At 71.9% G+C, this 9,265-nt stretch carries 7 protein-coding genes; 6 read left to right on the top strand and 1 reads right to left on the bottom strand.

What is annotated here, in order from left to right:
- Window positions 1-102: 102 nt before the first annotated feature.
- Window positions 103-1,467: a C40 family peptidase gene (locus ACFWE2_RS22780; protein ID WP_377226487.1), complete on the bottom strand. Its 1,365-nt coding sequence runs from the start codon at window positions 1,465-1,467 to the stop codon at window positions 103-105.
- A gap of 387 nt (window positions 1,468-1,854) precedes the next feature.
- Here ACFWE2_RS22780 and ACFWE2_RS22785 point away from each other — a divergent pair, with 387 nt between their 5' ends.
- From ACFWE2_RS22785 to ACFWE2_RS22810, 6 genes are all read left to right on the top strand, one after another.
- Window positions 1,855-3,192: a bifunctional o-acetylhomoserine/o-acetylserine sulfhydrylase gene (locus ACFWE2_RS22785; RefSeq protein WP_377226488.1), complete on the top strand. Its 1,338-nt coding sequence runs from the start codon at window positions 1,855-1,857 to the stop codon at window positions 3,190-3,192.
- Window positions 3,193-3,265: 73 nt separating this feature from the next.
- Entirely contained in the window at window positions 3,266-4,537 is a 1,272-nt protein-coding gene (locus ACFWE2_RS22790; RefSeq protein WP_377226489.1) for a homoserine O-acetyltransferase, read from the top strand.
- Window positions 4,538-4,577: 40 nt separating this feature from the next.
- The gene (locus ACFWE2_RS22795) at window positions 4,578-5,003 is read left to right on the top strand and encodes a VOC family protein (RefSeq protein WP_377226490.1); all 426 of its coding nucleotides are present in this window, start codon (window positions 4,578-4,580) and stop codon (window positions 5,001-5,003) included.
- Between the two features lie 91 nt (window positions 5,004-5,094).
- Window positions 5,095-6,318 carry a YncE family protein gene (locus ACFWE2_RS22800; protein ID WP_377226491.1) on the top strand — a complete coding sequence of 408 codons (1,224 nt, stop codon included), beginning with the start codon at window positions 5,095-5,097 and terminating at the stop codon, window positions 6,316-6,318.
- Window positions 6,319-6,327: 9 nt separating this feature from the next.
- Window positions 6,328-7,287, top strand: a complete 960-nt coding sequence (locus ACFWE2_RS22805) for a zinc-binding dehydrogenase (protein WP_377226492.1) — start codon at window positions 6,328-6,330, stop codon at window positions 7,285-7,287.
- A 225-nt stretch (window positions 7,288-7,512) separates the two neighbouring features.
- On the top strand, window positions 7,513-9,198 hold the full coding sequence (locus tag ACFWE2_RS22810) for a discoidin domain-containing protein (RefSeq protein WP_377226493.1): 1,686 nt from the start codon (window positions 7,513-7,515) through the stop codon (window positions 9,196-9,198).
- The last annotated feature ends 67 nt before the right edge of the window (window positions 9,199-9,265 follow it).

Genomic DNA, 9,265 nt, shown 5'->3' on the forward strand with positions numbered 1-9,265 from the left:
CGCGCGCCAAGCACACGGGCTACTCCCAAAAGAACTCAACGCCCCCCCCCCCTTAATTTTCAGCCCCACTGGTCACTCCGGTGACCTGTGCGTCTGACACGTCTACGGGCGGCCCGCGTACGGCATCGCGTTCGCGAGGCGGAGCGGGTTCTCCGACAGCGGCTGTCCGGGCAGCGTCGCCTCGATCATCATGCCGCCGCCCGTGTACATCGCGACGTGGTAGATCGACGCCGGGTCGCTCGGGTCCGAACCGTAGAAGACGAGGTCGCCTGGCCGGAGCGAGCCGTAGCCCACCTTGCCGACGGCGAGGTACTGCGACCGCGACGTGCGGGTGATGTTCACACCCTGACTCGCCCACGACATCATCGTCAGCCCCGAGCAGTCGTATGCGGACGGGCCCGCGGCGCCGAGCAGGTACGGCGCGCCGAGCCTGGCCCGCGCCCAGGCCACCGCGCCGATCCCCAGGCCACCGGAACCCTGCGTCACGCCCTCCGTCGGCGGGCCGGCCGGCGCCGGCCGCGGGGCGGGCGCGGGAGCCGGCTCGGCCTCCGGACCGGCGCCCCCGCCGTCCGCCGACCCGCGGCCGGGCCGCTCGGTGCGCACCGTTGCCACGGCGGCCGCCTCGGCCCTGGCCTCCTGCCGCCGTTCGAGCTCCGCCTTCGCCGCCGCCTCGCGGGCGGCGACCGCCGCCGCGGCCCGCGCGGCCTCCCGCTCGTTCTCGATCTCGACGCTGGTCTGCCGCAGCTCCGCGAGGCGTGCGACCAGCGCCTGGCGTTCGACCTCGGCCGCCCGGGTGCGCGCCGCGAGGTCGGCAGCGGCGGCCTGGGCGGCGTCGAACGCCGTCCGCGCCTGCTTGGCAGCCGCGTCGCGCTGCTTCTTCGCCGCGCTCCACCGGGCGTCGGCGGACTCCGACGCGGCGCGCGCCTGCTGGTACGCGGCCATGGCCCCGCCGAGCTTGCGCTGGACCGCGCGCTCCACGGCGCTGCGACCCACCATGTCCGGGACCGAGTCCGCCTCGAAGGCGATGTCCAGCGAGCCCAGGTCGGCGTCCCGCGCCGACGCCCGGTACACCTCCGCGAGGCCTGACCGCGCCGCGACCTCACCCCGGTGCGCCTTCCTCGCGGCGGCGCGGGCGGCGGCCACCTCCTGCTCGGCCCGCTCGGCGGCCTGCTGCGCCTCCGCGTAGTCGGCGGCCGCCACCTGGACGCGGACCTGGGCCGCCTCGAGCTCAGCACGGAGCGTGCCGAGCGCCGCCTCCGCCTGCCGGACGTCCAGCGTGCCTGCAGCTACCGCGTCACGGGCTGCCTGCGCCTCCGCCGCGGACGGCGGATCGGTCGGCGGGTCCGCCTCCGCGGTAGGTCCCCACGGGATGACCAGGCCGAGCGCGAGCACCGCGGCCCCCAGCGCACGGAGCGCGAGCACCCCGCCATGTCCGTGCCTCTCGTCCAGACCTCGGATCCGCCTCATGACCACCCTCCCGATCAGCGCTGTTCCGGCGTGTCGCCTTGCGCAGACCCCGTGAATCACTTCCGTGCCACGCTCCAATGTGGCTCAGGGCGCAGATTCGCGCTACCGGAGGACATTCAGCCCTGTCTCATTTCTGCATCTCACGATCTAAGACACGACTATCGGCGCGGTCCTGCGCCGTCTACGGTCACCACATGACTCGTCGAATGTGTTGTTGCTGAACCAGCGCACGTTCGCCTGCCCTCGGCCTTTTCCGGCCGACTCCCGCGTGCGCGCCTCCCCCGCCGCGGACCACCTCTTGATGCGCAGGCCCCTCGGGGCACGCCGCGGCACCTCTCGGTCAGATCCGCCAGATGTTCGCCACCAGCACGAGGAAGCAGGAGAGCCATGACTCAGCCCCAGTGGTCGTTCGAGACCCGCCAGATCCACGCCGGCCAGGAGCCGGACCCCGCAACGGGCGCCCGCGCCCTGCCGATCTACCAGACGACGTCGTTCGTGTTCCCCGACGCCGGCGTGGCCGCCGACCGGTTCGCCCTCAAGGATCTCGGTCCCATCTACACGCGCATCGGCAACCCGACGCAGCAGGTGGTGGAGGACCGGCTCGCGAGCCTCGAGGGCGGCGTCGGCGCCCTCCTCGTCGCCTCCGGCCAGGCCGCTGAGTCTCTCGCGATCCTCAACCTCGCCGAGGCGGGCGACCATGTCGTCGCCTCCGCCAGCCTCTACGGCGGCACGTACAACCTGCTCCACCACACGCTCCCGAAGTTCGGCATCGAGACGACGTTCGTGGACGACCCGCACGACCTCGACGCGTGGCGCGCCGCCGTCCGCCCGAACACCAAGGCGTTCTTCGGCGAGACCATCCCGAACCCGCGTGCCGACGTGCTCGACATCGAGGGTGTCGCGGCCGCCGCGCACGAGGCGGGCGTCCCGCTGATCGTCGACAACACCGTCGCGACGCCGTACCTGATCCGCCCGCTCGAGCACGGCGCCGACATCGTGGTGCACTCGGCGACCAAGTACCTGGGCGGCCACGGCAGCGCCATCGGCGGCGTGATCATCGACGGCGGCCGGTTCGACTTCGCCGCCGACCCCGAGCGCTTCCCCGGTTTCAACACGCCGGACCCGAGCTACGACGGTCTGGTCTTCGCGCGCGACCTCGGCGTCGGGTCCGCGCTCGGGGCGAACCTCGCGTTCGTCCTCAAGGCCCGGGTCCAGCTCCTGCGCGACCTCGGTGCGGCCATCTCGCCGTTCAACGCGTTCCTCCTCGCCCAGGGCATCGAGACGCTGTCGCTCCGGATCGAGCGGCACGTCGCCAACGCGCAGCACGTCGCGCAGTGGCTGGAGGCACGGGACGACGTCCGCGCGGTCCACTACGCGGGCCTGCCGAGCTCGCCGTGGCACGCGAACGCCCAGAAGTACGCGCCCAAGGGCGCCGGAGCGGTGCTCGCCTTCGAGCTCGACGGCGGCGCCGAGGCCGGCCAGGCCTTCGTGTCCGCCCTGGAGCTGCACTCCAACGTCGCGAACATCGGCGACGTCCGGTCGCTCGTGATCCACCCGGCGTCCACCACGCACTCGCAGCTCACGCCCCAGGAGCAGGCGCTGTCGGGGGTCACCCCCGGCCTCGTCAGGCTGGCCGTCGGCCTGGAGAACGTGGAGGACATCCTCGCCGACCTCGAGCTGGGCTTCACCGCGGCCAAGAGCCAGCTCGGCCAGGAGACGAAGTAACAGCGATGTGACGACGCCGTCCGCGCCGGGGCCCACCGCCCCGAGCTCAGCACCCAGAGCCGCAGGAGAGAACATGGCCATCACCACCTCGAAGGCCGCGCACGACGCCCCGGACCAACAGGTCCGCTCGGCCCTCGTGCCCTTCCCGGCGCCGGACGGCGCCCTCGTCCCCGTGCCGGACGGCGCTCTCGGCAGAGCCTCGCGCTCCCGCAGCAAGCCCCCGGTTCCCGCGAGCGGTGCGTGGCGCGAGGGCGACGACCCGGGCCACCGGCTGTTCGCCGACGTCGGCGCGTTCGACCTGGAGGCCGGCGGGCGGCTGCCCGCCGTCCGCGTGGCGTACGAGACCTGGGGCACCCTGAACGCCGACGGCTCCAACGCCGTGCTGGTGCTGCACGCCCTCACCGGCGACTCGCACGTCACGGGCGAGGCCGGGCCAGGGCACGTGACCGACGGCTGGTGGGGCGACATGGTGGGCCCCGGCAAGCCCATCGACACCGACCGGTACTTCGTCGTGGCACCCAACGTGCTCGGTGGCTGTCAGGGCACCACGGGCCCGTCGTCGCTCGCGCACGACGGGCGCCCGTGGGGCGGCAGGTTCCCGTACATCACCACCCGCGACCAGGTCGCCGTCGAGATCGCCCTGACCCGTGACCTCGGGATCCGGTCGTGGGACCTCGTGGTCGGCGCGTCCATGGGCGGCCTGCGCGTGCTGGAGTGGGCGCTCCTGGGGCCGGAGGCGGGCATCGAGGTGCGGAACGTCGGCGCCATCGCGACGACCGCCCAGACCGGCGGCGACCAGATCGCGTGGTCCCACCCGCAGCTCGCCGCGATCCGGACGGACCCCCGCTTTCGCGACGGCGACTACTACTCCGCCGCTGACGACGACGGCCCGCACTCCGGCCTCGGCATCGCGCGCCAGATCGCGCACACGACGTACCGGACGGGCTACGAGCTGGACCGGCGGTTCGGCCGGCTGCCGCAGGGCGGGGAGGACCCGTTCGCGGGCGGCCGGTTCGCCGTGCAGTCGTACCTGGAGCACCAGGGCGACAAGCTGGCGCGCCGGTTCGACGCCAACTCCTACGTGGTGCTCACCGAGTCGATGCTGTCGCACGACCTGGGCCGCGACCGCGGCGGCGTCGAGGCGGCGCTCAGCCAGATCACCGCGAGGACCCTCGTGGTGGCCGTGGACAGCGACCGACTGTTCCCGCCCGCGCAGTCCGCACGCCTCGCCCGGTGGATCCCGAACGCGGAGCCGCTGCGGATCGTCACGAGCGACGTGGGCCATGACGGGTTCCTGGTCGAGGCCGACCAGATCGGCCCGATGGTCAGTGAGTTCCTCGGGTAACCATCGAGCGCGCCACCGGTCCCAGGCTTAGCGTGGCCGTATGGCAAAGCTCAACCCGTACCTCAGCTTCCGGTCCGAGGCGAAGGCTGCCCTGGACTTCTACCAGTCCGTGCTCGGCGGCGAGCTCGACGTCAGCACCTTCGGTGGGACCCCGATGGAGGGGATGCCCACTCCCGACGAGGACAAGGACCTCGTCATGCACGGTCAGCTCGACACCCCGGGCGGCCTCACGATCATGGCGTCGGACACGCCGTCGTTCATGGAGTACGTGGCGCCCTCAGCGGGTGTCACCGTCGCCCTGACCGGCGGGCCCGAGGACCACGACTACATCAAGAGCGCCTACGAGAAGCTCTCCGACGGCGGCACGCCGGGCCAGCCGTTCGAGCTGGCGCCGTGGGGCGACTACTACGGGGCGCTCACGGACAAGTTCGGCATCTCCTGGATGTTCGACGTCGGCGCCAGCTGACCCACCGGACGACCCTTCTTTACTGAACCCATCTCCAGTAGCCTTCGTCGAGCTGATCACCGTAGATCAGCTCGACGAAGAGGAGCGTTCAGTGACATCTCGCCGTGCTCTCTCCATCCTGGCTTCGCTCGGCCTCATGGCGTCCGGCGCGGCCCTCGCAGCGCCCGCGCAGGCCGAATCCGCCCCGCAAGAGGTCCTGTTCGTCGCCAACAACTGGGACGGCACCGCGTCCGTGCTGTCCTCGGACCCCGGCCTCGCGCCGGTCGGCGAGATCAACGTGATCCCTGACCGCGAGCAGCGGATGCGCGAGATCTACCGCGACCCGATCCGGCTCGCCGCCTTCCTGGTCATCCGCCAGACCGTCGGCGAGGGTCACGACCAGTTCGCCGACGACATGTACACCACGCCCGACGGCTCGTCGCTGGTGGTGTCCCGGCCGAGCTTCGCCGACGTCGTCTCGATCAGCCTCGCCACCGGCGAGGTCGAGTGGCGGTTCCAGGTCGCGGGCGTGCGGGCCGACCACATGGCGGTCTCCCCCGACGGCACGCAGGTCGCCGTCTCCGCGTCGACCGGCAACCGCGTGCACGTGCTGGACATCGAGACCGGCGTGGAGGCCGGGTCGTTCCCCACCGGCGACAAGCCGCACGAGAACGTCTACACGTCCGACGGCCTGCTCTGGAACATGTCGATCGGCGAGGTCAACAACGGCTTCGACGACCCGGCGCTCGACTTCCTCAAGGGCGACCGGGTGATCACGGTCGCCGACGCCGAGACGTTCGAGGTGGTGCGCGAGATCGACATGCGCGACAGGCTCGACGACGCCGGGCTCGGCCACCTCTCCGACGCCGTGCGCCCCGCCACGTTCAGCCCGGACGAGTCGAAGCTGTACTTCCAGGTGTCGTTCTTCGGCGGGTTCCTGGAGTACGACGTGGCGACCGACCGGATCACGCGGACCAGGACGCTGCCCGGCGTGTACGACGGGCCACGCACCGAGATGGTCAACGACTCGCGGCACCACGGCCTGACCATGCAGCCGTCGGGCGAGCACCTGTGCGTGGCCGGGACCATGGACGACTACGCGGTGGTCGTGGACCGGGCGACGCTGGAGCCGGGGCCGCTGGTCGACGTCGACAAGCCGTACTGGTCGACGGTGACCGGCGACGGCGCGGCGTGCGTCGTGTCCGAGTCCGGAGCCGACCAGGTCACGTCCATCGACTTCGAGACAGGGCAGAAGATCACGTCGGTGCCGGTGGGCGACCACCCGCAGCGCGTGCGGCTGGGCACCGTCCCGGCCGGCTGGTCCGGCGTCGGCTAGGGTCGCGGCATGCTTGCCGCCTACGTGACCAGCTTCTCGCCCGACAGCCCGCTCGACGGCCTGGAGGTGGGTGACCGCCCCGAACCGGAGGCCGCTGAGCACTGGACCACCGTTGAGGTCAGGGCGGCGAGCCTGAACCACCACGACCTGTGGTCGCTGCGCGGTGTGGGCCTGCGGGAGCAGCAGCTGCCGATGATCCTCGGCACCGACGCCGCGGGCGTGACGCCGGACGGCACGGAGGTGCTCGTGCACGGCGTCATCGGCGCCGACGGGCACGGCGTCGGGCCGAAGGAGCCGCGGTCGCTCCTCTCCGAGCGCTACCCAGGGACGCTCGCCGAGCGCGTCGCGGTGCCGACGGCGAACCTCGTGCCCAAGCCCGCCGAGCTGTCGTTCGAGGAGGCGGCGTGCCTGCCGACGGCGTGGCTCACCGCGTACAACATGCTCTTCACGGCGGGCGGCCTCAGGCCGGGCGCCAGCGTGCTCGTGCAGGGCGCGGGCGGCGGCCTCGCGACCGCGGCGATCACCCTCGGGGCCGCGGCCGGCCTGGAGGTCTGGGTGACCTCACGCTCGGCGGAGAAGCGCGAGCGGGCCGTCGCGCTGGGCGCGGCGGGTGCGGTGGAGACGAGCGCCCGCCTGCCCGCGCGCGTCGACGCCGTGCTGGAGTCGGTGGGTCAGGCGACGTGGGCCCACTCGATCCGCTCGGTGCGTCCGGGTGGCTCGGTGCTGGTCTGCGGGGCGACGTCCGGCGACGCTCCCCCGGCCGAGCTGACCCGCGTCTTCTTCCAGGAGATCCGGGTGCAGGGCGTCACCATGGGTTCGCGCGACGACCTGGGCGCGCTCGCCCGGTTCTGCGCCCGCACCGGAGTGCGTCCCGTGATCGACACCGAGCTGCCGCTCGCCCGGGCCGCCGAGGGCCTGGCCCGGCTGAACACGGGTGACCAGTTCGGCAAGGTCGTCGTCCGCCCGTAACCTGCCCACCTGTCAGACGGGGCCCGAGGTGTCAGATGTACAGGTCATTCCTGTGACCCGTACATCTGACACCTCGTGCCCCGTCTGACAGGCCGCCGCTTACAGAGCTGTCAGCGATTTGTCGCGAAACCCTTGACCGCGGGTCGCCGCGTCCGCGACAGTGTCCGAGAGAGCGCTCTCTCGCGCTCGACCCGTGCACGTCCGACGTTCGAAGGAGCACGTCAAATGCGCAGACAACTACGCCTGCTCGCGGCAGCGGCATCCGCCGCGGCCCTGCTGGCCCTGGGTGCGCTCACCCAGGTACCGGTCGCGGCAGCCGCCGACGAGCCGCTCTCCCAGGGACGGCCCGTCACCACGTCCAGCACCGAGTTCGCCTGGAGCACCGGGGCCAACGCCGTCGACGGCGATCCGGGCACCCGCTGGTCCAGCACCGCCGCCGACAACCAGTGGATCCGCGTCGACCTGGGCTCCGTCCAGGCGATCGACCGGGTCGTCCTCGACTGGGAGACGGCGTACGCGTCCGGCTTCCGGATCGAGGTCTCGAACGACGCCAGCACCTGGTCCACCATCTACTCCACGACCACGGGAACGGGCGGGGACCAGAACCTCGACGTCGACGGCAGCGGGCGCTACCTGCGCCTGTGGGCCACGCAGCGCGCCACGCAGTGGGGCGTCTCCCTGTGGGAGCTGCAGGTGCTCGGCGCCGGCGGCGTGGTGCAGCCGGGCGACACGACCCTTCTCTCGTACAACAAGGCGGGCAGCGCCTCCAGCTCGCAGAACGACGGCACGTGCTGGCTCTGCTCCCCCGACAAGGCCTTCGACCTCGACCCGGCCAGCCGGTGGGCGGTCAGCCCCGACACGGGCTGGGTCGACGAGGGGTGGATCGCCGTGGATCTCGGCGCCGCCGCACGGATCAGCAGCGTGGTGCTGCAGTGGGACCCGGCCTTTGCGACCGTCTTCGACATCGACGTGTCCGACAACGGCACCACGTGGCGCACCGTGCACACCACGACCGCTGGTACGGGCTTCAAGCAGACGATTCCCCTCGACGCCACCGGCCGGCACGTGCGCGTGCACATGCGCGACCGCAGCGGCCCGTACGGCTACTCACTGTGGGAGTTCCAGGTCTACGGCACCGGCGGCGCGCCCACCACTCCCCCGGCCGAGCCCGCCGACCCGAACTTCGACGACCTCGACCTGGTGTGGAGCGACGAGTTCGACGGCGCAGCGGGTACCCCCGCCAACGCCTCCCGCTGGACGATCGACCCCGGCCTGCCCGCGAACAACGAGCTGGAGGTCTACACCCCCAGCGGCAACGGGTTCCACGACGGCCAGGGCAACTTCGTGCTGGAGGCTCGGCGCGAGGACCGCGACGGGCGGCAGTACACGTCGCACCGCATGAACACCTCCAACAAGTTCCACGCGCAGTACGGCCGGTTCGAGGCGCGCGTGAAGGTGCCCGAGGGCCGCGGCCTGTGGCCGGCGTTCTGGATGATGGGCTCCGACTTCCTGGACGGCCGTCCGTGGCCGTACAACGGCGAGATCGACATCATGGAGTTCATCGGTCAGGACCCGACCCGGGCGCACTCGACGCTGCACGCCCCCGCGTACAACGGCGGCGGCGGCTACGGCGGCGGGTACTCCCTGCCGGACGGCTCGAAGATCTCGGCGGGCTTCCACACCTGGGCCGCCGAGTGGGACAGCGAGGGCATCCAGTTCTCCCTGGACGGCCGCGACGTCTTCTATGCCGACCGGGACACCGTGGAGTCGACGCGGGGGCCGTGGGTCTACGACCACGACTTCTACATGATCCTCAACCTCGCCGTCGGCGGTGACTGGCCCGGCCCCCCGGACGCGACCACCCCGTTCCCGTCAAGGATGCTGGTCGACTACGTCCGCGTCTACCAGTAACTCCCACCCCCGTTGAGTGCTGGGTATTTGTGGGTCTCGTGCCCGCAGACCCACAAATACCCAGCAC

The sequence above is a fragment of the Promicromonospora sp. NPDC060271 genome, assembly GCF_042726755.1.
In the GTDB taxonomy this organism is placed as follows: domain Bacteria; phylum Actinomycetota; class Actinomycetes; order Actinomycetales; family Cellulomonadaceae; genus Promicromonospora.

What these genes read in the sequence shown, in the direction of transcription:
- ACFWE2_RS22780 (WP_377226487.1), bottom strand. Translation starts at nt 1,467, where the DNA reads ATGAGGCGGATCCGAGGTCTGGACGAGAGGCACGGACATGGCGGGGTG.
- ACFWE2_RS22785 (WP_377226488.1), top strand. Translation starts at nt 1,855, where the DNA reads ATGACTCAGCCCCAGTGGTCGTTCGAGACCCGCCAGATCCACGCCGGC.
- ACFWE2_RS22790 (WP_377226489.1), top strand. Translation starts at nt 3,266, where the DNA reads ATGGCCATCACCACCTCGAAGGCCGCGCACGACGCCCCGGACCAACAG.
- ACFWE2_RS22795 (WP_377226490.1), top strand. Translation starts at nt 4,578, where the DNA reads ATGGCAAAGCTCAACCCGTACCTCAGCTTCCGGTCCGAGGCGAAGGCT.
- ACFWE2_RS22805 (WP_377226492.1), top strand. Translation starts at nt 6,328, where the DNA reads ATGCTTGCCGCCTACGTGACCAGCTTCTCGCCCGACAGCCCGCTCGAC.
- ACFWE2_RS22810 (WP_377226493.1), top strand. Translation starts at nt 7,513, where the DNA reads ATGCGCAGACAACTACGCCTGCTCGCGGCAGCGGCATCCGCCGCGGCC.